We start from the raw sequence: 22,757 nt of genomic DNA, 5'->3' as shown, positions 1-22,757 counted from the left end.
TAGTATTTACATACTAATTCATATATGCTATACTATTTGGGTATGAAAATTAGCTGATATTCAGAATTTGGACACTCCGACCTTATTCTTAGTATATGGCGGTTTAAAATTAAGGAGGAAATTTAAATGATTTCAAAGGAAAAGAAAGCAGAAATAATTAAAGCTTATGCCAGAACAGAAGGAGACACAGGTTCACCTGAAGTTCAGATTGCTATTTTGTCAGAAAGAATTAATGAGTTGACAGAGCATTTAAAGAACAATAATAAAGATCATCATTCTAGAAGAGGACTTTTCAAAATGGTTGGTCAAAGAAGAGGATTACTTGCATACTTAAAGAAATCAGATATTGAAAGATATCGTGCTTTAATCGAGCGTTTAGGAATCAGAAAGTAATCTTTGCCAAGTAAAGAGTAAAGGGGCGGAGAAATCCGCCCTATATTTTTGAGTTATACCATATCATTTCCAGAAAATGGTAATGGTGAAGATATTTTTGCAAAGGCAAAATAATCTAGTAAATTATAGGTAAAAGATTGCACCCGAGACCGCTGAAAAGTATATTTTTAAAAGAAGCTTTTTAAAAGTGTATTTTTCAGTAGTTTCGGTGTCTTTTACCACTATCAAAGTAAAAGGAGATACAGTATGTATAAAAGTTATTCAATGGAATTGGCTGGCAGAACACTTACGGTTGATGTAAAGCGTGTTGCAGCACAGGCAAATGGTGCAGCACTTATGCACTATGGTGATACAGTAGTATTGTCAACGGCTACGGCATCAGAGAAACCAAGAGAAGGAATTGATTTTTTCCCGTTAAGTGTAGAGTATGAAGAAAAGTTGTATTCAGTAGGAAAAATACCGGGAGGTTTTAACAAGAGAGAAGGAAAAGCTTCAGAAAATGCAATTTTGACCTCTAGAGTAATTGACAGACCAATGCGTCCATTATTTCCTAAGGATTATCGTAATGATGTTACCTTAAATAATCTGGTATTATCAGTGGATCCTGATTGCAGTCCGGAATTGACAGCTATGTTAGGTTCGGCAATTGCAACTGCTATATCAGATATTCCATTTGATGGTCCATGTGCGACCACACAGGTTGGTCTGGTAAATAAAGAATTTGTGTTTAATCCAAACGCGGAGCAAAAGCTTACATCAGATTTACAGCTCACTGTTGCATCTACAAGTGAAAAGGTAATTATGATTGAAGCCGGTGCAAACGAAGTACCAGAGGATAAAATGATTGAAGCTATTTTTGCAGCACATGCGGTAAATCAGCAGGTTATCAAATTTATTAATGAAATCGTTGCAGAATGTGGTAAGGAAAAGCATTCTTATGAAAGTTGTGCAATTCCGGAGGAACTATTTCTTGCAATGAAAGAAATTGTTACACCTGAAGAAATGGAAGAAGCTGTATTTACAGATGTGAAACAGGTTAGAGAAGAGAATATTAGAAATATCAGAGATAAATTCGAAGCATCTTTTGCTGAAAAGGAAGAATGGCTTCCACTAATTGGTGAAGCATTGTATCAATATCAGAAAAAGACGGTTCGCAAGATGATTTTAAAAGACCATAAACGTCCAGATGGTAGAAAGATGGATCAAATCAGACCACTTGCGGCAGAAATCGATTTAATTCCAAGGGTTCATGGTTCAGGTATGTTTACGCGTGGTCAAACTCAAATCTGTACGATTACTACCTTAGCACCATTATCAGATGCGCAGAGAATTGATGGATTGGATGAAGCAGAGAAGACAAAAAGATATATGCATCATTATAACTTCCCATCCTACTCAGTTGGTGAAACGAAGCCTTCCAGAGGTCCGGGACGTCGTGAAATCGGACATGGTGCATTAGCTGAAAGGGCATTGATTCCAGTACTTCCAAGTGAAGAGGAATTTCCTTATGCAATTAGAACGGTATCAGAGACATTTGAGTCAAATGGTTCTACATCACAGGCAAGTATTTGTGCTTCTACGTTATCACTTATGGCAGCAGGTGTACCTATTAAAAAACCAGTAGCCGGAATTTCAACAGGTCTTGTAACTGGTGATACGGATGAGGATTATATTGTATTGACAGATATTCAGGGCCTGGAAGATTTCTTTGGAGATATGGATTTTAAGGTAGCAGGTACCCATGACGGTATTACTGCAATTCAAATGGATATTAAGATTCATGGATTAACAAGACCAATTATCGAAGAGGCGATTCGAAGAACAAAGGAAGCAAGAACATACATCTTAAATGAAGTAATGATTCCTGCAATTGCTAAGCCAAGAGAAGAAGTAGGAAAATATGCACCTAAAATTGTTCAAATTCAAGTTGACCCAATGAAAATAAGTGAAATTATTGGACAAAAAGGTAAGACTATCAATAAAATTATTGAAGAAACTGGTGTTAAAATAGATATTACGGATGATGGAAGAGTTTCTATTTGTGGTATTGAGTCAGAAGGGATTGATAGGGCAAAAGAAATCATTAAAGCGATTGTGACAGATATTGAAACAGGTCAGATTTTAACAGGTAAAGTAGTTAGAATTATGCAATTTGGCGCTTTTGTAGAATTGGCGCCGAACAAGGATGGTCTAGTTCATATCTCAAAACTTTCGAAAGAACGTGTAAATAAGGTTGAAGATGTAGTAAACATCGGAGACGTTGTTACAGTAAAAGTAATTGAAGTAGATAAAATGGGTAGAATTAATTTAAGTATGAAAGATATAGAAGAATAATCCTATTAAGTGAAAAAAGCAATAGCTGAGTTAGAGCTATTGCTTTTTTCACTTAATAGGAAATTGCCGTGGTTACCTATAAAGGTATTGATTCCTATGAAATAAAAACACAATGCGCAAGAATGCGTAAGGAAGCAGAATCTTACTTGAAATTAACAATCCGTGCACAGTTTTATCACTTAGCAATCACATAGCAATGATAAGCTATGCTTGATTACGATACAATCAATTACAGGGAGGTTACTATGTCAGTAAAAGTAAAATCTAAGGAACTAATAGAAAAAATGAAAGCGAAGCTAGCAAGCAAAAATAAAAAAGTTTTTATTAGTCTGGCAATTGCTGCAATTTTAATAGTAAGTGGAGTTGTTGCGGCCAATGTATATGCATCCTCATCAAAGGAAAATGATACTGTGTATAAGGAAACACAGGTACAATACGGAAATCTGACAGTAGGTATTACGGAAAGCGGAACTACTTCAATTGGAACAGAAACACTTGATTATGATGTTACAGCAGTTTCAGTTTCCAAATCGTCAAGCAGTACATCCAGTAGTTCAACAAGCAGTACATCCAGTAGCTCAACAAGCAGTTCTAGCAGTTCATCTGGAAATTCCTCTTCAAGTTCATCGACTACCTCAAGTTCATCATCCCCAGCGTTAGAAGTGGAAGAAGTGTATGTAGCATCCAGTCAGTCAGTCAATGAAGGAGATCAGATTTTAAAGGTTACAGATAAAAGCTATCAAAAGGTTTTAAATTATCTGGAATCTGCTGTAAAAACAGCAACACTGAACGTGGAAAATGAGAAAATTGAACAGCAGTTAGCGCAGAATGATGCAGATTATACATACAAAAGCAATAGTTCTAAAAACTCAACCGCTTCAGCAGAATATAATGCAACTGCACAGGATTTAAAGGACGCAGTAGAGGAAGCATCCGATGCTATTACTGATTGGGAGGATACAGTATCCACATTTACAGAGGAGTGGAATGCAAAATATTATGAACAATATGATATAGATGGCTTAATTGAAAAGTGTGATAAATATTCCGCATTAATTGACAAATACAAAGAAGAGGTGTCAACCTTAAAGGAAACAATGTCAACCTTAAAGGAGCAAATAACAGAATTAGAGACACAGATATCAAGCTATGATTCAACACAGAATAATGAAAAAACGTTAGACGAATTAAATACGGAGCTTACAAGTCTGAAAGAAAGCTACAGTACAGCAAAGTCTAGTTTGTCAACAGCAAAATCAAATTTGTCAACAGCAAAATCTGATTATGAAACAGCTTATTCAAATTACGAATCAGGCATAGCTTCCTATGAAGAAATGGTTGCTGAAGGCGAAACAGCCTTAGCAGAAAAAGAAGCAGAATATGATACGCTAAAGGCAGAATATGATGAAAAAGTAGCAAAGCAGACAGAGGGATTAATTGATGCTGAACAATCCATGAAGGAAGAGCAAATCACAAGCAACAACGCTGACACATTGTATAATATAGAAACCAATGGATTAGATGATGATTTAACGGAAGCAGAGGAAACACTTGAGGATGCTCAGGAGGCATTGGATACCTTTAATTCCTTAGTAGTCGATTCTATTGTAAAAGCAAATTTTTCAGGAACCATTATTTCAGTCGGATATGTAGCAGGTGATGAAATTAGCTCTTCGACTTCAATTGTAACATATGGAAATCCGGATGAAGTAACAATCAGCGTATCAGTAGATCAGGAGGATGTAGCTTCAATAGCTGTAAATGACACGGTTAATATTGAATTTACTGCATATGAGGGTACGGCATATGAAGGAACAGTGTCTGAGATTGCTACAAGTCCAACCTCAGAGAAATCATCTACGGTAAGTTATGCAGTAACGGTGAAAGTAAATGGTGATGTTTCCACCCTATATTCAGGTATGACTGCGAATGTGACCTTTATTACAAAGGAAATGGATAATGTTTTATATGTTTCTAACAAGGCAATTATTACAGAAGATACTAAGACCTATGTAAAGGTAAAGAATAGCGATGGAACAATTGAAGAACGTGAAGTAACTACTGGATTTTCAGATGGAAGTAATGTTGAAGTTGTGAGTGGATTATCAGAAGGGGAGACAGCGCTAATTGAAAGTCAGGTGAAATCAGAGTGACACTAAGTGAATTAATTAGAATAGTCTGGCTTAATATAGTACAAAACAAATTCAAAGTGCTGCTCACTTCTGTAGGAATTATAGTAGGTGCTGCTACGATTGTAATGGTAATTGCGGTCGGACGCGGCGGACAAATGGAAGTTGCTGATCAATTTAAGAACTTAAATGCCGGAGCAATTGACATTTCTTATACAATAGATAGCGAAAGTTCATCAGGAGGTTCCTCCTCTCAAGGAGGCGGTGGAGGAGGTGGTCCGTCAGGTGGCGGAGGTTCCATGCCATCAGGAGGAGGTTCCATGCCATCAGGTGGAGGAGGCTCCATGCCATCAGGCGGCGGGTCATCAGAGGGAGGTTCCTCTTCCTCAGGAAGCAGTTCAGGTGGACCTCCATCTATGGGTGGAGATTCCGGTTTTATGATTGGTGGTAATATGGAAAACTTTGAAGACTCCATGCTTAATCAGGAAAAAATTACTCTTAGTGAAGATGATGTAGACGATTTGGAGGTATTTGTACCAGGCATTGAGGATGTAACCATTTCTCTTACTACAAAAAGTACCGTAACCGGAGGCGAATTAGAAGAAGAAACCAGCTATACCGTGGCAGGTGTAAAAACCAACTATGCAAGCATGAGTAATTTATCTATGGAGATTGGTGATTTTATTACTGAAAGTAATAATGAGAATAAAGAAAAGGTCTGCATCATTGGATATACTCTTGCAACTGAAATTTTTGGCAGTGCGCTTGATGCTTATGACAGTACAATTTATATTGATGAAAGACCTTATGTTATTAATGGAGTCTTATCACAGATGGGCACCGTTTCATCAGGAATAAGTCCGGATGATGCAATTTTCGTACCTTATAACACAGCGATTAAATATATTACTGGTACAGATGTAAGCCCTACTATTACAGTAATATCATCTGATGTAAATAATGTAGATGAGGTAGTAAGCAATATTGAAAGTGTATTAGGAGAATCCTATCCTAACGCCGAATTTACGATAACAGATGCTGGCAGTAAAATGGAAGCAGCAAAATCTTCTGCCAATACTTTGACTATGTTATTAGCTGCAATGGCAACTATAGTATTTATTGTCGGGGGTATTGGAATTATGAATGTATTATTTGTATCAGTAAAAGAAAGAACGAAAGAAATTGGCATTCTCAAAGCAATAGGATGCTCCAAGAAGGATATATTAGTAGAATTCTTATTAGAAGCCGCCTTTATTAGTACACTAGGAGGAGTACTTGGAGTGGTAGTAAGCTTTATTGTTATTCCGATTGTAGAGCTTTTTGGGATTCGTGTAGAGGCATCTGTAATAGGAGATGTTGTTGCGGTATTATTTGCAATTTTGACAGGAACATTATTTGGATTTTATCCGGCTCTTAAGGCATCAAGTTTAGTGCCAGTAGAAGCATTAAGCGAGGAATAGGAGAGAGATAAAGATGAAGAAATGGAGCGCCATTATATTAGTATTTATTTTGACAATGACAGGATGTGGTAATAGTAATAGCACCGGAAATAAAGCTCTTGACGGAGATTTGAAGCTTGAAAGTAATCAAAGCTTAATTATTGCTCAGGTAACCGCAATTTATGGAAATGAGATAACTCTTGCTTTAGCAAAAGAAGTAGATTCATCAGAAAGCAAGGGGAATAGGCAAGATGAGGATAGTGTAAATTCATCAGATACGGATACGAATAAAACAGAAAAAGATTCGATTGCAGAAAGTACATCTACGGATTCAACTCAGCAAGAAGTTCAAAAGGAAGAAGACACTACACAGGATATGACTGTTGAAAATGGGTCAGACAGTCAGAATAGTACGATTGATGAGAGTGAAGAGAAAGCTTTTGATACGCAGGAGCGTACATCCGGAGATAATATGCCCAGCCAGGATGGTTTGGATTCGGGGGACTCTTCAGATATGCCGTCAGGTGGTAGAGATTCTTCCGATGATGCTTCTAAGGAAAAGGATTCTGAAAAGGAAACACAGTCTCAGGTAACTATGTATACATTAACAGGCGAAGAGATGACTACTACCATTCCGGTAGGTACTCCGGTAACAACATTACTTGGGACAGTAACAACATTTTCGAGAATTGCAGTTGATAACACATTAAAGATAGTAACAGAAACGAATGATAATGGCGAAGATGTGATTGTTGCCATATATATTGTGGGGTAACAGAATGGAAGCGATGATAAAAATTAAAGATATATGTAAAGGCTATGATGTTGGGAATGAAAGGCTAGAGGTGCTAAAAAGCATCAATCTGGAAGTGGAAAAAGGAGATTATCTTGCAATTTTAGGACCTTCAGGTTCTGGAAAATCAACTCTGATGAATATCATTGGCTGCATGGATGTTGCTGATTCAGGAGAATATTTTTTAAATTCCCTGCCCATTCACGAAACTAAGGAGAAAAATCTTACTAAAATAAGAAATAGTGAAATTGGTTTTATTTTTCAAAAATATCATTTAATACCCACCTATACAGTTATGCAAAATATTATAATGCCACTATTAGTACGTGGTAAGAGTCATACGCAAGCGGAAGAAGAATGCAAAGATACCATTGAAATGCTCGGGTTAGATAAAAGATTAAAACATAAACCGAGTGAATTATCAGGCGGTCAGCAGCAACGTGTTGCAATTGCAAGGGCTTTGGTAGGTAATCCAGCTATTTTATTAGCAGATGAACCAACAGGAGCTTTGGACAGAAATACTGGTAAGGAGGTTTTAGCCTTATTTAATAAACTAAATGAAATGGGTAATACAATCATAATGATTACACATGACTTGACGGTAGCAGAGCATGCAAAGCGCATTGTACGAATTATCGATGGAGAAATGTTTGAATAGTATTTAGATTTGTAACGATCAAGATATTCGCGAGAAGTTTGCAAAGCTAAATCCTAAGTTTTGAAGCAATAAAGTGAAATAGGATTGTATTTTGTGTGCATTTACTTTAACTAAATCAAAAACGAACAGGTCACTTGCAGTGAAAGCAAGTGACTTTAGTTTACACTATATTTGTTTGGGTGTATAATCTTATTGTAAAAGTAATTTACTTGGAAAGATAAGAGGTACGATTATGTATTTAGCTGATTATCATATACATACAAAATATTCCTTTGATGGGTATGAACAGATAGAAGATATTTGTAATATGGCAATGAAACGTGGTATCAATGAAATTGCTTTGACAGATCATATGGATATTTTTAGTGATAAACCTTATGAAAGTATACTGGATTGTGATAGCTTATATCAAGACATTGAGAGAGCAAAAATTGAATTTGATGGAAAGTTAATCATTAGAAAAGGTGTGGAGCTTGGTCAACCTCAGGCTAATCCGGCTGAGAGCAGAAAATTCATGGAAAAATATTCCTTAGATTTTATTATAGGTTCTATTCATAACATAAAGGATGATATCGATGTCTATGAGTATGATTTTAAACAATTAGATTGTAATGAAGTTTATAGAGAATATTTGATGTGTCTATCTGAACTTACTGTCAATTATAATTTTGATGTATTAGGACATCTTACTTATCCATTAAGATATATTTACCAAAAAGAGCATAAGAGAGTTGATTTAAAATTATTTGAAGCGCAGTTTAGAGAATTGTTTAAAAAGGTGATAGAGCGTGGCAAAGGAATTGAGGTTAATACATCCGGCTTGTTACAGCCTATGAATGAAACGATGCCTCCCCTGTCTATTATAAAATTATATAAGGAATGCGGTGGTGAGATTATTACGGTTGGTTCCGATGCTCATAAAATAGGCCAGATTGGAACGACAATCAAACAAGGACAGGAATTACTTAAAGAGGCTGGATTTCAATACATTACTATATTTGAAAACCGAAAGCCAAGTTTTAAAAAAATTTAAGAACTTTTGCCTTATGATTAAAGTAAGGGGATATTTTAACCAGTATCCCCTTAAAAATGATTTAAAGCAAATTTTCGATTCTTTCCATAGCTTCAATTGTATTTTCTCTATTTCCAAAAGAAGTGAGACGGAAAAAATTCTGACCATTCTTACCAAATCCCGCACCAGGAGTTCCAACCACCTGTACATTTTCTAATAAATAATCAAAGAATGCCCAAGACTCCATTTCATTAGGACACTCAAACCATATATACGGAGAATTTACGCCACCAAAGAAGCGAACATTCTTCTTAGCTAAACAGTTGGCAATAATTTTTGCATTTTCCTGATAATATTTAATGTTTTGTCTGGATTGCTGCATACCTTTTTCTGAAAAGGCAGCAGCAGCCCCTTTTTGAACGATATAGGATACGCCATTGAATTTAGTGGATTGTCTTCTGTTCCACATAGCATTCAGTGACATCAATGCGCCTGTTGAAGCGGTAACGGTTAGCGCTTTGGGTACGATTGTGTAGCCACAGCGGATTCCGGTAAAGCCAGCAGTTTTTGATAGGGAGCAAAATTCTATTGCACATTTTTTTGCCCCTTCTATTGAAAATATACTTCTTGGTAAAGCTTCATCTGTTATAAATGCTTCGTAAGCAGCATCAAATAAGATAATGGAGTTATTTGCCAATGCGTAATCAACCCATGTTTTTAATTGTTCTTTGTTATAAGTAGCTCCGGTTGGATTATTAGGAGAACAGAGGTAAATAATATCTGCATGAACATTTGAGTCAGGCATTGGCAGAAATTGATTATCGGCATTAGCATCAATATAAATGATGTTTCTGCCATCCATTGTATTGGTATCTACATAAACAGGATAGACAGGGTCAGGTACCATTACAATATTATCTTTATCAAATAAGTCAGTGATATTTCCAGTATCGCTTTTGGCTCCATCTGAGATAAAAATTTCATCAGCTTCTATGGAAACACCGTTTCTTTTATAATATTCAACAATGGAATTTCGAACAAAATCATAACCTCTTTCTGGACCATAACCTTTGAAAGTAGAAGAGGAGGTCATAGCATCAACACCTTCATGAAGAGCATCAATCATTGTGCTTCCAATCGGTAGAGTAACATCTCCAATACCAAGACGTATTATTTTTGTATCAGGATGAATAGAGATATACTTATCTACTCTATGAGCGATTTCAGAGAATAGATAACTTTCTTTTAAGTTTAGATAGTTTTCATTTAATTTAGCCATAATACACTCCTTTTATATTCGTTTCTATTAAAATCATGTTATCAAATATAGTGTTCTTTGTCAAGACTACGCTTTTGATAATAAATGTTTATTAAAAGAAATTTAGAATAAGCCTTAAGTAGTTAGAATTTATTAAAATTTTGATTTTGTCAAGGACTAAAATTTAAAAAATTTATTGTGTTTCACGTATAGTCATGCAGGATAGTGAGAAGACTTTAATTAGAAAAATTTTAGGAGGAATCTTACTATGGCGCTTAATAAGGTTGAAATTTGTGGAGTAAATACATCGAAATTACCGTTACTTAAAAATGAGGAAAAAGAAATTCTTTTTGAAAAAATTAAGCAAGGTGATGAAATTGCAAGAGAAACATATATTAAGGGCAATTTAAGATTAGTTCTAAGTGTGATAAAACGCTTTTCCAATAGTAATGAAAATGTGGATGACTTGTTTCAAATTGGCTGCATTGGTTTAATTAAGGCAATTGATAACTTTGATTCGACACTGGATGTTAAGTTTTCAACTTATGCAGTTCCTATGATAATCGGAGAAATTAGGAGATATTTAAGAGACAATAATTCAATCAGAGTAAGCAGATCGCTTAGGGATACTGCGTACAAAGCGATTTATGCAAAGGAAAGTCTGACAAAAAGAAATTCTAAGGAACCTACCATTAACGAAATCGCTTCAGAAATAGGAATTAGTAAAGAGGATATTGCATTTGCACTGGATGCCATTCAAAATCCAGTCAGCCTATATGAGCCTGTTTATACGGAAGGTGGAGATACCTTGTATGTTATGGATCAGATAAGTGATAAAAAAAATAAAGAAGATAATTGGGTAGAGCAAATTTCACTGAGTGAAGCAATGAAAAAGCTGAATGAGCGTGAAAGCTTTATTATTGAATTAAGATTTTTTGAAGGGAAAACACAAATGGAGGTTGCAAGCGAAATTAATATTTCACAGGCACAGGTTTCAAGGCTTGAAAAAAGTGCTTTAAAGAATATGAGAAATTATTTAAAAATTAAATAAATGAAGAGGTAGAGCATGAATAAAATCAAAAGTATCCTAACGGGAAGATACGGCGTAGATCAATTAAATATTGTTTTATTAGTGATAGCTTTGATTATTATAATTGCAGCGTTTTTTACGGATCGTGAAGATTATATTATACTATGTTCGCTTTTTTTAGGTACTTATCTCTATCGGGCTTGTTCGAAACAGCACATAGTCAGATATAAGGAAAATGCTTTTTTTATGAAGCTTCTTAAACCTATAATCAAACCAGTCTATATTAAATTTGGCCGGATTAAAGATAAAGAACATCAATACTGTCACTGTCCATTTTGTAATCAGACAATTAGTGTAAAAAGGCAAAAAGGTAAAGTAACCATTGCATGCCCCATTTGTAAAGCAGAATTTAAAAAATAATAATGACTATTGTTTTATAATTATTTGCCCCCAAAATAAAAATTAAAATAGCTAACCGATAAGGATTGAGTTCTATGATGAACAGGACTCAGTCCTTTCTTTGCTCTTAAGTTATATGAATATATTTTTTGAATAAAAATTTAAAAAGTTGAAGACAATTTTAGATTTGATTCGTTATAATAAATGAGCAGATAAAAAGGAGGCGGATAAAATTAACCAAGAGGAATATTTTGAATATCTCATCGATCACTTTCAGAATTTAGTATATTCCATATGCTACAATTCAGTCGGAAATCGTTTTGATGCCGAAGATTTAACACAAGAAGTTTTTTTATCCGCTTATAAAAAACTTTCAGAATTTGACAGAAATTATGAAAAGGCATGGCTTGGTAAGATTGCAGTGAATAAATGCCTGGACTTTTTAAAACAGGCTGGCAGGCGTACAATTCCGACAAATGATACATATTTTTTGGAGTTACAGTCTGAGGATAAATCACCAGAAGAGAATTATCTGGTTCAGGAATCAAAGCAGCAGGTGTACCATATATGCCAACAATTAGCAAGTCCTTATAATGAAATTGCTTTAGAGCATTATTATTATGAATTATCAGTTCAAGACATAGCAGCTAAAACAGGAAAGAATATTAAAACTTTACAAACACAACTATATCGGTCAAAGGCAATGATTAAGAAAATATTAGAGAGGAGTGGTTAAATGCATATTGAGGACGAAGATTTAATAAAATTTCATCGTGGGAAATTAGTACAGGATAAATTGTTATTTATTTTAGAGCATACGAAGCAATGTACTTATTGCGCTGAGCGTTTAATGAGCATAGAGATAGAAGAAGGACTCAAAGCACCTGCTTATTTAAAAAATAATTTAATAAAACGTACACATATGCCTGATGTTAAGACTGAGGTTCAGGTGAAGAAAGCTTCTAAAAACGTGCAATTGTTTATGTATAGCTTAAAAACAACAGCAGCTGTTTTAGGTGCATTGATATTGCTCTTTTCAGCGGGAAATATTAAAATAGTTAACTATTTTGAAAATATAAACTTGGCATCAATCACTGTAAGCTGGGGTAATCAGTTGGATGAAAAAACGAATCAAATAACAAATATTATGAATAATTTATCAAATGTAATTGTGAATGGAGGATTGGATAAATGACAAAACAAAAAAAAGGTTTTTGGACTTTTGTATTTTCATTGATACCGGGTGCGGGTGAAATGCATATGGGATTTATGAAACAGGGTATCAGTATTATGGCTGTTTTTTGGGGATTGATAGGTTTGTCATCCTTTTTTGAAACAAGTGCTTTTGTTCTCGGGCTGCCTTTGCTGTGGTTCTATAGTTTCTTCAATGTTCATAATTTAAAGTCACTGACAGAAGAAGAATTTTATTCATTACAGGATGATTATGCCTTTCATTTAGAAGTATTAGTGGCAAATAAAAAAGATTTGGTTCACAAATATCATAATATGATTGCAGCAATATTAATCTTTATAGGTTTAACCATTTTATGGAATAATTCTTATCGACTATTTAGAATTTTGCTACCTGATTATTTCGCCAATATTATAATCAGATTAGGGGATATGCTGCCTCAAATCGTATTGGGGATTGCAATCATTATGCTTGGTATATCAATGGTAAGAGGAAAGAAAAAGGAGCTTGAGGATAATGAGAGTGCATAAAGTCGGAACAATTACATTGGGAATTGTATTGGTAGTATTTGGCTTGCTTTTTTTGGCACATATGCTTATACCTTCGTTTCATTATGAACTGATATTTAAACTATGGCCAATTATTCTTATCATATTAGGATTAGAAGTGTTGTTGGTAAATGCAAAGAGTAGAAACGAAACATTTATTTATGATAAGGGGGCGATATTTTTGATTATTATTATTAGTTTCTTTTCCATGTCAATGGCAACCATGGAATTGTTATTTCAATTTTACAGGTAATTAGAAAATGTAAGTAAGTTAAGTGGTTACTTTGATAAAGATGATTATAAAATTAATATTTTAATAATATAATGATACAAAGCAATAGTCGGTGAATTTATGAGATTATGTGAGTTTAAGGACAAACAAGTAATCAATCTATGCGATTGCAGGGTACTTGGATGTGTCGGTGATATTATATTTAATGAATGTACAGGTAAAATAACAGATATTATTGTTCCAGGTCCTGGAAGAGTATGCGGAATTTTTGGAAGAGATTCTGAATACATCATTCCGTGGAATCATATTTGTAAAATAGGACCAGATATTATATTGGTAGAAATTAAAGATGACTGCAAACCTCAAAGAATTCCAATATAAGTAATACAATCTATTCCTGAAATGTTATATTATTACGAATTTTGATATATATTATCCGCTCTTGTTTTTAGGGAAAATAAGTGATAAAATGCTTATTATAGCATGAGAATGTAACAACATGGAGGATAGATTATTTTGAATAGAGTAGCAATAATAACAGACAGCAATAGTGGAATTACTCAGGCTGAGGCGAAGAAATTAGGAATATTTGTACTACCGATGCCGTTCACCATTGATGGCGAAGAGTTTTTTGAAGATATTAACCTATCTGGCAAAGAATTTTATGAAAGATTGGAAGCAAATGATGATATTTCTACATCTCAGCCTTCAATTAATTCCATTTTAAGTTTATGGGACACGATATTAAAAGATTATGATGAAATTGTACATATTCCGATGTCAAGTGGACTTAGCGGATCCTGTAGTACTGCCACAGCTTTGGCACAGGACTACGATGGAAGAGTTGAAGTTGTAAATAATCAGAGGATATCTGTAACGCAAAGACAATCAGTATTAGATGCTTTGGAGCTTACAGAACTTAATAAATCTGCATCTGAGATTAAACTAATACTAGAGAAAAATAAGTTTGAATCCAGCATTTATATTATGGTAGATACATTAAAATATTTGAAAAAGGGTGGAAGGATAACACCTGCAGCAGCAGCACTTGGTACGGTACTTAGATTAAAACCTGTCTTACAGATACAGGGAGAAAAGCTAGAGGCTTTTGCAAAAGCCAAAACAGTAAAGCAGGCTAAGTCGATGATGATGAGTGCTATTCAAGATGACATAGTTAATCGTTTTGGAGGAATAAAAGAGAATGATTACTATCTCCAAATTGCTCATACGAATAATGAAGAGGCAGCATTAAAACTAAAAGAGGAATTGAAAGAAACTTATTCGAATGTGCCTATTTATGTGGATGAGCTATCGTTAAGTGTAGCATGTCATATAGGTCCAGGTTCCCTTGCTATAGCGGTATCGCGTAAGATACACATTTAATTAATATTATAAATGATTAAAAAAATATAAGCCAGAATTCAAAAATGAAATTCTGGCATTTTTCTATCCTGGGAAATTGCGCTGCATTTTATAGGATAATAAAGTACTTACTTGATTTAATACGCATGATTATTATACTGCAAATAGCTCATTTGCATATCGTATGGAGCCCATAGCGTCCTTTGAATAAAAATCAGCTCCAATCATATCAGCATAAGTCTGTGTTAAAACAGCACCGCCCACCATCACCTTGCAATCAGGAAGAGCTGTTTTTAATTGCTGAATCGTGATTTCCATATTTGCAACAGTCGTGGTCATCAAAGCGCTAAGTCCTATTAATTTAACTTGATTTTCAACTGCCGTTTGGACTATTTGTTCAGGAGAGACGTCCTTACCTAAATCGATTACATGAAAACCATAGTTTTCAAGAAGAACCTTAACGATATTTTTGCCTATGTCATGGATATCACCCTTTACTGTTGCTATTACAATGGTTCCTTTAGAGGAAGATACATTTCCCTTTTTAGCTAATAATTCTTTAATCGCATGAAACCCAGACTTAGCAGCTTCTGCGCTCATCAGAAGTTGAGGAAGAAATAAAGTTTTGTTCTCGAAACCCTGTCCGACCTTGTCAAGTGCCGGAATCAAGTCCTCATCAATTAAATCCAAGGGCGCTTTCGTGTTCAGCATTTCTTTAGCAGCAGTATATGCACTTTCTGAAAGTCCCTTTACTACTGCGTCGAACAAGGAAACCTGGTCTTGTTGCAGGTTGGAAACAGAAGTCTTATTTTCGGTAGATTGTGAAAAATGATTGATATAATTGATACATTGTTCATCATTTCCACTTAATGCACAGTAGGAATAGTATGCGTTCATCATAGCTTCAATGCTAGGATTAATAATACCGGCACTTAAACCCTTATAGAGTGCAATGGTGAAGAACGCTGTGTTAATTTTTTCGCGCTGAGGCAGACCAAAGGATATATTAGAAACCCCTAAAACAGTATGAATGCCCATTTGATTTCTGATGTAGTCCAAAGTGTCTAAAGTTATTTTAGAATTTTCCTGTCCGGTACTGACAGTCATTGCCAAAGTATCAATGATTAAATCCTTTTTCTCAATTTTATACTTTGCAGCCTCTTTTACAATTTTTTCAGCAATCTTGATACGCCCCTCCACTGTCTCGGGAATGCCCGTTTCATCCAGAGTGAGGCAAACAACCATACCGCCATATTGAGCAACGAGAGGAAATACAGCATCCATAGAATCTTGCTTACCATTGACGGAGTTAATGAGGGGTTTGCCATTATAAATACGCATTGCGCGTTTCATGGCTTCTATATTCGAGGTATCAATTTGAAGAGGCAAATCAACGATAGATTGAATTCCGATGATGGTCTTTTCCATTAAGGACACTTCATCAATTTCGGGAAGTCCTACATTAACATCCAGAATATGAGCACCACTTTCCTGTTGAGCCAATGCTTCTTTTAAAATATATTCTAAGTCATCCTCCCTAAGAGCCTGTTTCAATCGAGATTTTCCGGTTGGATTGATTCGTTCGCCAATTATCTTAGGTTTGTTATTTAATTCTACAATTTGGCTGTAGGAAGAAATAACAGATCGTTCTTTATCAACAATTTGAAGTGGTTGTATATCTTTGCACATTTGAATTGTTTTTTCAATATGTTCAGGAGTTGTACCACAGCAGCCGCCTAAAATGGAAGCTCCACTTAAGGCAATATCTTTCATTAGGTCTGCAAATTCATCAGGATCAACGTTAAACATGGTTTGACCGTCGACAACGACAGGAAGTCCGGCATTAGGATTAACAACGATTGGTAGTGAACATACTTTATGAAGGTCTGGCAATAGCTTTTGCATTTGAACTGGTCCGAGCCCGCAATTAAATCCAATTGCGTCAACTCGAAGCCCCTCAAGCATAGCAGTTGCGGCAGCAACATTAGCCCCGGTCAGTAATTTTCCTTCTTCATCGAAGATCATTGTTACAATAATTGGTAGGTGGGTGTTCTCCTTAGCAGCAAGAACGGCTGCTTTTATTTCATAGGTATCACTTACTGTTTCTATCAGGCACAAGTCGGCGCCTGCTTTTTCACCTGCGATACAGATTTCCTTAAATGCTTCATAGGCAGCAGTAAATTCTAAATCTCCAAGGGGCTTTAACAGTTTACCAAGGGAACCGATATCAAGTGCCACATAGGCATCTTTATTCGTCTTTGCAACGGCATCTTTTGCAAGCATGATGCCTGCTGTGACAACTTCCTCACAGCTATAAGTGGTATCTTTTAGCTTAAAAGGATTTGCTCCAAAGGTATTTGCTTTAATAATGTCACAGCCTGCCTTAAGATAGCTTTTATGAATTTCTAAAATGGTATCATTATGGGTTAAGTTCCAAAGTTCTGGTATTTCACCGGGTTTTAGCCCTTTACTTTGAAGTATCGTACCCATTGCACCATCAAAAAATAGCATTCGTGTCCCTAATATATTTCTAAAATTCATTATAAGCTCCTCCTAATATCAAATATAATAATGATCTCTGTATTCGCATGCAGTATTAGAACAAGAGGTACATTTTTCTGACAGACAGTTATTTTTAGATTTGGATAGTCCTATGACAGCAGTAACGCTTTTGGAAGGAATCATAAGACAAGTATCAGTTAAAGTAATGCCGATTCGTTTGCTGCATTCGAGTATAGTAAAAAAGTCCCTTTGATACTCCAGTGAAAAATCACCATAACCAGGACTAAAACGTGGACGAAGATAGAGACCTTTTAGAATAGCTTCATTACGAATCGTTTCCTCTAAAGTGTCACAATAAGTTTCAATTAAAGCGGCGCCCGCAGCTTGTACGACCGAGGCTTTAGCAAGATTGGTAATAGAATAGCGTTTGATGAGCATATCAGCGCTGGCTCCAATTGTTGCGGCAAAAATAATAGCACGTTCACAGCCCTTAAGATTTTTAGCAAGATTTCTACTATTTATAGAAAGAGATTCAAGTAGTACCGTTGTCTCATTTTGTACCATACAATCAAACTCCTTATAAACGCTTTTAGGATGGATGGAGTGAAGTAATTCTTCTGATGCTTCATCAATTAGATTAGAAATTTCCAAATCCATATGCTGACCTTTATAGCCTAAATAACGCAGAGTTTCTTTTTTGTTTAATTCCATTTACCGTTCCTTTCTATTTTAAACAGGATGTTTTGTGCATGTTGTTCTAATTATAAATAATTTATCGTCAGTTGGCAATATGCAACTGACGATAATAAATTGATAAATTTTATTCTATTGTTTATTATATAACGAAATTTAACTGATTTTTTTCTGTTTGAATATCTATGAGATCTGCTAGTGTCATACTATCCACCACAGTATTAATGGCATCATTTAACCGTTTCCAAACTTCAAGAGTTGCACAATTATCGTACCGGGTACAGTCAGCAACATCACCATCCAAACATGCTACAGGAGAAAGGCTGCCTTCCGTTAAACGTAGTATCATCCCTACTGTGTATTCCGCTGGAAGCTTTGCAAGCTTATATCCGCCAGAAGCACCGCGAATACTCTTAACATAGCCGGCACGGCTTAATATGGTAATGATTTGTTCTAAATATTTGTCCGAAAGATCCTGGCGTTTTGCAATGTCCTTTATTTTGACATAGCCTTCACTCTCATACAAGGCTAAATCAAGCATAAGCCTAAGTGCATAACGGCCCTTGGTTGAAATTTTCATTTAATCACCTACTCATTTTTTGTTGTATGACAATTAGTATCATCATAATTGGATTTTTAATAAAGTAAAAATTATTCTTAAATCTTATTATATACTAATCATATAGGAAAAGTAAACAAAAATTTATCTTTTGCTGATGATACAGACCTAAGACTAAATTACAAAGTTTTTACATTTGCTTATCCCAGTCATATCCCATGGTCTGATTTAAATATATTATTTTAATGCTTCATCAAGATCAAATAATAAGTCATCAATATGCTCTGTTCCGATCGAAAGACGAATGGTGGTTGGTTTAATATTAACATTTTCAAGCTCCTTTGCATTCATCTGTGAATGAGTCGTTGTATAAGGATGTATTACTAAGGATTTAACATCGGCTACATTGGCAAGTAATGAAAAAATCTGTAATTTATCAATAAAATCTTTTGCACCTTGTTCACTTCCCTTTATATCAAATGTAAAAATAGCAATACCACCATTCGGAAAATATTTAGTATATAAATCGTGGTAATTGTTTTCGGAAATAGAAGGGTGGTTTACCGATTCAACCTTTGGATGCTTACTTAAAAAATCAACAACTTTCAGTGCGTTTTCTACATGTCTGTCAAGTCTTAAGGAAAGTGTTTCAAGTCCTTGCAGGAATAAGAAAGAATGAAGTGGTGCAATGGTAGCTCCAGTATCTCTTAATAATAATGCTCGAATACTTGTAATGTATGCAGCGGCACCGACGTCTTTTGCAAAGCTGATACCATGATAGCTTTTATTTGGTTCTACAAGTGCAGGGAATTTGTCGGAAGCAATCCAATCAAATTTGCCGCTGTCTATAATAACTCCACCGATTGCTGTTCCGTGACCACCTATGTATTTTGTAGCTGAGTGAACAACAATATCTGCTCCAAATTCGATCGGTCTTAACAAATATGGAGTAGCAAAGGTATTGTCTACTACCAAAGGGATTCTGTTTTTATGAGCAATAGCAGCAACTTTTTCGATATCAATTAAATTGGCATTTGGGTTGCCGATACTTTCAATAAAAATTGCTTTAGTATTATCTTTGATTGCTTCCTCAAAGCTCCCCTCAATATCCGGGTCAACAAAAGTGGTAGTTATGCCAAAATCAGCAAAAGTATGCTCTAATAAGTTATAGGAGCCTCCATAAATGTATTTGGAGGAAACAATATGATCCCCCGAATGAGCAAGATTTTGTAATGCATAGGTAACAGCTGCCGCCCCTGATGCGGTTGCCAAAGCAGCAATTCCGCCTTCTAAGGAAGCTATTCTTTGCTCAAAAATATCTTGAGTTGGATTCGTAAGTCTACCATAAATATTACCGGCATCAGAAAGTCCAAAGCGGGCAGCAGCATGGTCACAATTATGAAATACATATGAAGAAGTCTGATAAATAGGAACTGCTCTGGCATCTGTTGTGGGATCTGGAACTTCTTGTCCAACATGCAATTGCTTGGTTTCAAATTTTAATTTTCTTTCATTTCGTGTACTCATATGAATTACCTCTTTTCTTTTTCGATGAATGTTTTGTGAGAATTATTGCCAAAATAATGTCATAGAAATATAGATTGTTAATACAATAAATCCTATAGGATAAGTATGAAAACAATATACAGGAAGAACTTTATCGTGTCAATAGTTTTATTAAAATATTAGAACATATATAATGTTTTTTTATTTCATTGGAAAGACATGCGGACTTGTCTGCCTTCTTGTATACATGGAAATTCCGATGAATATTCTTGTATATAAAAAAGTCATTTCCTAGTTGACAAGTAGGAAATCAAGTGGTATGATTCTGATAGAACTAAACCTAGTATAATACTATGAAATGAGACGGTTAGGAGGCATATAGATGAGTAAAATTATATATTTAGATAACGCAGCAACGACGCAGCTCGATGAAAATGTTTTTGAGGAAATGAAGCCATATTTTGTAGAACATTATGGAAATCCATCTAGTGTGTATAGCATTGCGTCAGAAAGTAAAAAAGCAATCGATATAGCAAGGGAAAGAGTAGCTAATTCAATCGGAGCAGAAGTTTCTGAGATTTATTTTACAAATGGTGGAACGGAAAGTGATAACTGGGCAATTAAAGGAATTGCAGAAAATTATGTAAATAAGGGAAAGCATATTATTACAACGAAAATAGAGCATCATGCAGTTTTGCATACCTGTGAATATCTTGAAAAGCAAGGCTATGAAATCACATATCTGAATGTGGATGAAGATGGACTTGTTAATATAGAAGAGTTAGAAAAGAGTATTCGACCGGATACGATTTTAATTAGTATTATGTTTGCAAATAATGAAATCGGAACAATAGAACCAATTAAAGAAATTGGCGAAATAGCCAAAAAGCATAACATAATATTTCATACAGATGCGGTACAAGCATTTGGGCATGTACCGATTCACGTAAATGAAATGAACATAGATTTATTAAGTGCAAGTGGACATAAGGTAAATGGACCAAAGGGAATTGGTTTTCTCTATATAAGGAAAAATATTAAGTTAAAATCATTCATTCATGGAGGTGCACAGGAAAGACAAAGAAGAGCCGGAACTGAAAATGTACCAGGTATCGTAGGTCTTGGTGCAGCGGCTAAAATAGCATGTGACAATATGGAAGAAAGAGCAAAGCATTTAATTAAACAAAGAGACTATTTAATGGAACAAATAGAAAAGAACGTGGATTATATCCGGTTAAACGGACACAGAACCAAAAGACTTCCGAATAATGTTAATTTTTGCTTTCGTTTTATTGAAGGTGAATCCTTATTGATTTCATTGGATATGGAAGGAATCTGTGCTTCAAGCGGTTCTGCATGTACATCGGGATCTCTTGATCCGTCACATGTACTGCTTGCAATCGGACTGCCCCATGAGATAGCGCATGGCTCATTGAGATTAACATTAAGCCATAATACAACAAAGGAAGAATTGGATTTTGTAGTAGAACAATTAAAGGATATTGTAAACAGATTAAGAGCAATGTCACCATTGTATGAAGATTTTGTTAAAGCACAAAAGTAAAGGAAAGGAGCGGTTTTTATGTATACAGAAAAGGTAATGGATCATTTTAAAAACCCAAGAAATATGGGAGAAATAGAGGATGCTAGTGGTATTGGTACGGTTGGTAATGCGAAATGCGGAGATATCATGCGAGTATTTCTTAAAATAGAAGGCGATGTCATAGAGGATGTAAAATTCAAGACTTTTGGTTGTGGTGCGGCAGTTGCAACAAGCAGTATGGCAACAGAGCTTGTTAAAGGTAAAACAGTTAAGGAAGCAATGGCTGTCACGAATAAAGCGGTAATGGAAGCTTTGGACGGACTACCGCCGGTTAAGGTACATTGTTCTTTATTGGCAGAAGAAGCAATCCATGCAGCGCTTTGGGATTATGCGCAAAAACATAATATTGAAATAGATGGTTTAAAGGAGCCAAAGGCAGATATTGGCGAACATGACAGTTTTGAAGAAATATAAATTGAAAGTAATATAAAAAAGGATTTATATTAATCTTGCATGCTCTATTCAAAAATGCTATACTTAGCAAGTATGATTTAACAGCAATGGAAATTGCGAAGTACAATTCCATTGCAAGAGAATGGAGATTAGGCAGATGAAAAAGATAGAAGAATACGTAAGAAATATACCGGATTTTCCAGAAGAAGGTATTATTTTCCGAGATGTAACTTCCGTATTACAAGATGCAGAAGGACTGCATTTAGCAATTGATTCTATTCAGGATTTAATTGGAGATACCGCATGTGATGTTATTGTAGGACCTGAATCCAGAGGATTTATTTTCGGAGTTCCTATTGCATACAATTTAAAAAAAGCCTTTGTTCCTGTAAGGAAAAAGGGAAAGCTTCCTTGTGAAACAATCGAAAAGGAGTATGCACTTGAATATGGTACAGCTACTGTAGAGATGCATAGAGATTCAATAAAGCCAGGTCAGAAGGTTATTATTGTGGATGACTTGATGGCTACAGGTGGAACGATTGAAGCCATTGTTTCGTTGATTGAGGAATTAGGCGGCAAGGTGGTTAAAATAGTATTTCTTATGGAACTGGAAGGTTTAAAAGGAAGAAACAAATTAAATGGATATGATGTAGAGTCTGTTATACATTATTCGGGCAAATAAATTAAATACCTGTTTTAAAGAACTTGTATATCGTTTTTAC

General features: G+C 35.2%; 24 protein-coding genes. 19 read left to right on the top strand and 5 right to left on the bottom strand.

Features of this window, described 5'->3' with window-relative positions:
* Window positions 1-126: 126 nt before the first annotated feature.
* The 8 genes from rpsO to C8E03_RS03280 all read left to right on the top strand — a co-directional run bounded on the left by rpsO (window position 127) and on the right by C8E03_RS03280 (window position 8,779).
* On the top strand, window positions 127-393 hold the full coding sequence (gene rpsO / locus C8E03_RS03310; protein WP_094376286.1) for a 30S ribosomal protein S15: 267 nt from the start codon (window positions 127-129) through the stop codon (window positions 391-393).
* Window positions 394-639: 246 nt separating this feature from the next.
* Window positions 640-2,727 carry a polyribonucleotide nucleotidyltransferase gene (locus C8E03_RS03305; RefSeq protein WP_110290279.1) on the top strand — a complete coding sequence of 696 codons (2,088 nt, stop codon included), beginning with the start codon at window positions 640-642 and terminating at the stop codon, window positions 2,725-2,727.
* Window positions 2,728-2,795: 68 nt separating this feature from the next.
* On the top strand, window positions 2,796-2,921 hold the full coding sequence (locus tag C8E03_RS22570) for a hypothetical protein (protein ID WP_278321164.1): 126 nt from the start codon (window positions 2,796-2,798) through the stop codon (window positions 2,919-2,921).
* A gap of 51 nt (window positions 2,922-2,972) precedes the next feature.
* Entirely contained in the window at window positions 2,973-4,880 is a 1,908-nt protein-coding gene (locus C8E03_RS03300) for an efflux RND transporter periplasmic adaptor subunit (protein ID WP_170122880.1), read from the top strand.
* On the top strand, window positions 4,877-6,316 hold the full coding sequence (locus C8E03_RS03295) for an ABC transporter permease (RefSeq protein ID WP_110290277.1): 1,440 nt from the start codon (window positions 4,877-4,879) through the stop codon (window positions 6,314-6,316). Before C8E03_RS03300 ends, C8E03_RS03295 begins: the two co-directional genes overlap by 4 nt.
* Window positions 6,317-6,329: 13 nt before the next feature.
* Window positions 6,330-7,070 carry a hypothetical protein gene (locus tag C8E03_RS03290; protein WP_110290276.1) on the top strand — a complete coding sequence of 247 codons (741 nt, stop codon included), beginning with the start codon at window positions 6,330-6,332 and terminating at the stop codon, window positions 7,068-7,070.
* Between the two features lie 4 nt (window positions 7,071-7,074).
* Complete coding sequence (locus C8E03_RS03285) at window positions 7,075-7,746, top strand: ABC transporter ATP-binding protein (RefSeq protein WP_094376291.1); 672 nt, start codon at window positions 7,075-7,077, stop codon at window positions 7,744-7,746.
* A 232-nt stretch (window positions 7,747-7,978) separates the two neighbouring features.
* On the top strand, window positions 7,979-8,779 hold the full coding sequence (locus C8E03_RS03280; RefSeq protein ID WP_110290275.1) for a histidinol-phosphatase HisJ family protein: 801 nt from the start codon (window positions 7,979-7,981) through the stop codon (window positions 8,777-8,779).
* A 61-nt stretch (window positions 8,780-8,840) separates the two neighbouring features.
* Here C8E03_RS03280 and C8E03_RS03275 read toward each other — a convergent pair whose 3' ends face one another.
* Window positions 8,841-10,037, bottom strand: coding sequence for an LL-diaminopimelate aminotransferase (locus tag C8E03_RS03275; protein WP_110290274.1), 1,197 nt, complete (start codon window positions 10,035-10,037; stop codon window positions 8,841-8,843).
* A 247-nt stretch (window positions 10,038-10,284) separates the two neighbouring features.
* Between C8E03_RS03275 and sigG the strand changes: the two genes are divergently transcribed.
* The 8 genes from sigG to C8E03_RS03235 all read left to right on the top strand — a co-directional run bounded on the left by sigG (window position 10,285) and on the right by C8E03_RS03235 (window position 14,800).
* A complete protein-coding gene (gene sigG, locus C8E03_RS03270) occupies window positions 10,285-11,067 on the top strand; it encodes an RNA polymerase sporulation sigma factor SigG (protein WP_094376887.1) in 783 nt (260 codons plus the stop codon).
* A 15-nt stretch (window positions 11,068-11,082) separates the two neighbouring features.
* Window positions 11,083-11,466 (top strand): hypothetical protein, encoded by a 384-nt coding sequence (locus tag C8E03_RS03265; RefSeq protein ID WP_094376886.1) that lies wholly within the window; start codon window positions 11,083-11,085, stop codon window positions 11,464-11,466.
* Window positions 11,467-11,677: 211 nt separating this feature from the next.
* Window positions 11,678-12,181 carry an RNA polymerase sigma factor gene (locus C8E03_RS03260; protein WP_094376885.1) on the top strand — a complete coding sequence of 168 codons (504 nt, stop codon included), beginning with the start codon at window positions 11,678-11,680 and terminating at the stop codon, window positions 12,179-12,181.
* Window positions 12,182-12,640 carry a hypothetical protein gene (locus tag C8E03_RS03255; RefSeq protein ID WP_094376884.1) on the top strand — a complete coding sequence of 153 codons (459 nt, stop codon included), beginning with the start codon at window positions 12,182-12,184 and terminating at the stop codon, window positions 12,638-12,640.
* Window positions 12,637-13,167 carry a hypothetical protein gene (locus tag C8E03_RS03250; protein ID WP_094376883.1) on the top strand — a complete coding sequence of 177 codons (531 nt, stop codon included), beginning with the start codon at window positions 12,637-12,639 and terminating at the stop codon, window positions 13,165-13,167. The genes C8E03_RS03255 and C8E03_RS03250 overlap by 4 nt, the downstream gene beginning before the upstream one ends.
* On the top strand, window positions 13,154-13,438 hold the full coding sequence (locus tag C8E03_RS03245) for a LiaI-LiaF-like domain-containing protein (RefSeq protein WP_094376882.1): 285 nt from the start codon (window positions 13,154-13,156) through the stop codon (window positions 13,436-13,438). Before C8E03_RS03250 ends, C8E03_RS03245 begins: the two co-directional genes overlap by 14 nt.
* Before the next feature lie 99 nt (window positions 13,439-13,537).
* Window positions 13,538-13,798 carry a PRC-barrel domain-containing protein gene (locus C8E03_RS03240; RefSeq protein WP_094376881.1) on the top strand — a complete coding sequence of 87 codons (261 nt, stop codon included), beginning with the start codon at window positions 13,538-13,540 and terminating at the stop codon, window positions 13,796-13,798.
* Window positions 13,799-13,933: 135 nt separating this feature from the next.
* Window positions 13,934-14,800 (top strand): DegV family protein, encoded by an 867-nt coding sequence (locus C8E03_RS03235; protein ID WP_094376880.1) that lies wholly within the window; start codon window positions 13,934-13,936, stop codon window positions 14,798-14,800.
* Between the two features lie 132 nt (window positions 14,801-14,932).
* Here C8E03_RS03235 and C8E03_RS03230 read toward each other — a convergent pair whose 3' ends face one another.
* The 4 genes from C8E03_RS03230 to C8E03_RS03215 all read right to left on the bottom strand — a co-directional run bounded on the left by C8E03_RS03230 (window position 14,933) and on the right by C8E03_RS03215 (window position 20,060).
* On the bottom strand, window positions 14,933-17,320 hold the full coding sequence (locus tag C8E03_RS03230) for a homocysteine S-methyltransferase family protein (protein ID WP_110290273.1): 2,388 nt from the start codon (window positions 17,318-17,320) through the stop codon (window positions 14,933-14,935).
* An 18-nt stretch (window positions 17,321-17,338) separates the two neighbouring features.
* The gene (locus tag C8E03_RS03225; protein WP_242993356.1) at window positions 17,339-17,938 is read right to left on the bottom strand and encodes a vitamin B12 dependent-methionine synthase activation domain-containing protein; all 600 of its coding nucleotides are present in this window, start codon (window positions 17,936-17,938) and stop codon (window positions 17,339-17,341) included.
* A 178-nt stretch (window positions 17,939-18,116) separates the two neighbouring features.
* A complete protein-coding gene (locus C8E03_RS03220; RefSeq protein ID WP_094376877.1) occupies window positions 18,117-18,554 on the bottom strand; it encodes an RrF2 family transcriptional regulator in 438 nt (145 codons plus the stop codon).
* A 216-nt stretch (window positions 18,555-18,770) separates the two neighbouring features.
* A complete protein-coding gene (locus C8E03_RS03215) occupies window positions 18,771-20,060 on the bottom strand; it encodes an O-acetylhomoserine aminocarboxypropyltransferase/cysteine synthase family protein (protein ID WP_110290271.1) in 1,290 nt (429 codons plus the stop codon).
* A gap of 361 nt (window positions 20,061-20,421) precedes the next feature.
* Between C8E03_RS03215 and nifS the strand changes: the two genes are divergently transcribed.
* The 3 genes from nifS (at window position 20,422) to C8E03_RS03200 (ending at window position 22,717) form a co-directional block, all read left to right on the top strand.
* Window positions 20,422-21,603, top strand: a complete 1,182-nt coding sequence (gene nifS, locus C8E03_RS03210; protein ID WP_110290270.1) for a cysteine desulfurase NifS — start codon at window positions 20,422-20,424, stop codon at window positions 21,601-21,603.
* Between the two features lie 18 nt (window positions 21,604-21,621).
* A complete protein-coding gene (nifU, locus tag C8E03_RS03205; protein WP_094376874.1) occupies window positions 21,622-22,056 on the top strand; it encodes a Fe-S cluster assembly scaffold protein NifU in 435 nt (144 codons plus the stop codon).
* A gap of 136 nt (window positions 22,057-22,192) precedes the next feature.
* The gene (locus C8E03_RS03200; RefSeq protein ID WP_110290269.1) at window positions 22,193-22,717 is read left to right on the top strand and encodes an adenine phosphoribosyltransferase; all 525 of its coding nucleotides are present in this window, start codon (window positions 22,193-22,195) and stop codon (window positions 22,715-22,717) included.
* The last annotated feature ends 40 nt before the right edge of the window (window positions 22,718-22,757 follow it).

This window comes from Lachnotalea glycerini (genome assembly GCF_003201285.1).
GTDB classification, from domain to species: Bacteria; Bacillota; Clostridia; order Lachnospirales; family Lachnospiraceae; genus Lachnotalea; species Lachnotalea glycerini.
This window is presented reverse-complemented; position numbering and strand designations above follow the sequence as displayed.

What these genes read in the sequence shown, in the direction of transcription:
- C8E03_RS03220 (WP_094376877.1), bottom strand. Translation starts at nt 18,554, where the DNA reads ATGAAAATTTCAACCAAGGGCCGTTATGCACTTAGGCTTATGCTTGAT.
- sigG (WP_094376887.1), top strand. Translation starts at nt 10,285, where the DNA reads ATGGCGCTTAATAAGGTTGAAATTTGTGGAGTAAATACATCGAAATTA.
- C8E03_RS03290 (WP_110290276.1), top strand. Translation starts at nt 6,330, where the DNA reads ATGAAGAAATGGAGCGCCATTATATTAGTATTTATTTTGACAATGACA.
- C8E03_RS03230 (WP_110290273.1), bottom strand. Translation starts at nt 17,320, where the DNA reads ATGAATTTTAGAAATATATTAGGGACACGAATGCTATTTTTTGATGGT.
- nifS (WP_110290270.1), top strand. Translation starts at nt 20,422, where the DNA reads ATGAGTAAAATTATATATTTAGATAACGCAGCAACGACGCAGCTCGAT.
- C8E03_RS03265 (WP_094376886.1), top strand. Translation starts at nt 11,083, where the DNA reads ATGAATAAAATCAAAAGTATCCTAACGGGAAGATACGGCGTAGATCAA.
- C8E03_RS03280 (WP_110290275.1), top strand. Translation starts at nt 7,979, where the DNA reads ATGTATTTAGCTGATTATCATATACATACAAAATATTCCTTTGATGGG.
- C8E03_RS03275 (WP_110290274.1), bottom strand. Translation starts at nt 10,037, where the DNA reads ATGGCTAAATTAAATGAAAACTATCTAAACTTAAAAGAAAGTTATCTA.
- C8E03_RS03200 (WP_110290269.1), top strand. Translation starts at nt 22,193, where the DNA reads ATGAAAAAGATAGAAGAATACGTAAGAAATATACCGGATTTTCCAGAA.
- C8E03_RS03305 (WP_110290279.1), top strand. Translation starts at nt 640, where the DNA reads ATGTATAAAAGTTATTCAATGGAATTGGCTGGCAGAACACTTACGGTT.
- C8E03_RS03300 (WP_170122880.1), top strand. Translation starts at nt 2,973, where the DNA reads ATGTCAGTAAAAGTAAAATCTAAGGAACTAATAGAAAAAATGAAAGCG.
- nifU (WP_094376874.1), top strand. Translation starts at nt 21,622, where the DNA reads ATGTATACAGAAAAGGTAATGGATCATTTTAAAAACCCAAGAAATATG.
- C8E03_RS03245 (WP_094376882.1), top strand. Translation starts at nt 13,154, where the DNA reads ATGAGAGTGCATAAAGTCGGAACAATTACATTGGGAATTGTATTGGTA.
- C8E03_RS03215 (WP_110290271.1), bottom strand. Translation starts at nt 20,060, where the DNA reads ATGAGTACACGAAATGAAAGAAAATTAAAATTTGAAACCAAGCAATTG.
- C8E03_RS03240 (WP_094376881.1), top strand. Translation starts at nt 13,538, where the DNA reads ATGAGATTATGTGAGTTTAAGGACAAACAAGTAATCAATCTATGCGAT.
- C8E03_RS03255 (WP_094376884.1), top strand. Translation starts at nt 12,182, where the DNA reads ATGCATATTGAGGACGAAGATTTAATAAAATTTCATCGTGGGAAATTA.
- rpsO (WP_094376286.1), top strand. Translation starts at nt 127, where the DNA reads ATGATTTCAAAGGAAAAGAAAGCAGAAATAATTAAAGCTTATGCCAGA.
- C8E03_RS03250 (WP_094376883.1), top strand. Translation starts at nt 12,637, where the DNA reads ATGACAAAACAAAAAAAAGGTTTTTGGACTTTTGTATTTTCATTGATA.
- C8E03_RS03285 (WP_094376291.1), top strand. Translation starts at nt 7,075, where the DNA reads ATGGAAGCGATGATAAAAATTAAAGATATATGTAAAGGCTATGATGTT.
- C8E03_RS03225 (WP_242993356.1), bottom strand. Translation starts at nt 17,938, where the DNA reads ATGGATTTGGAAATTTCTAATCTAATTGATGAAGCATCAGAAGAATTA.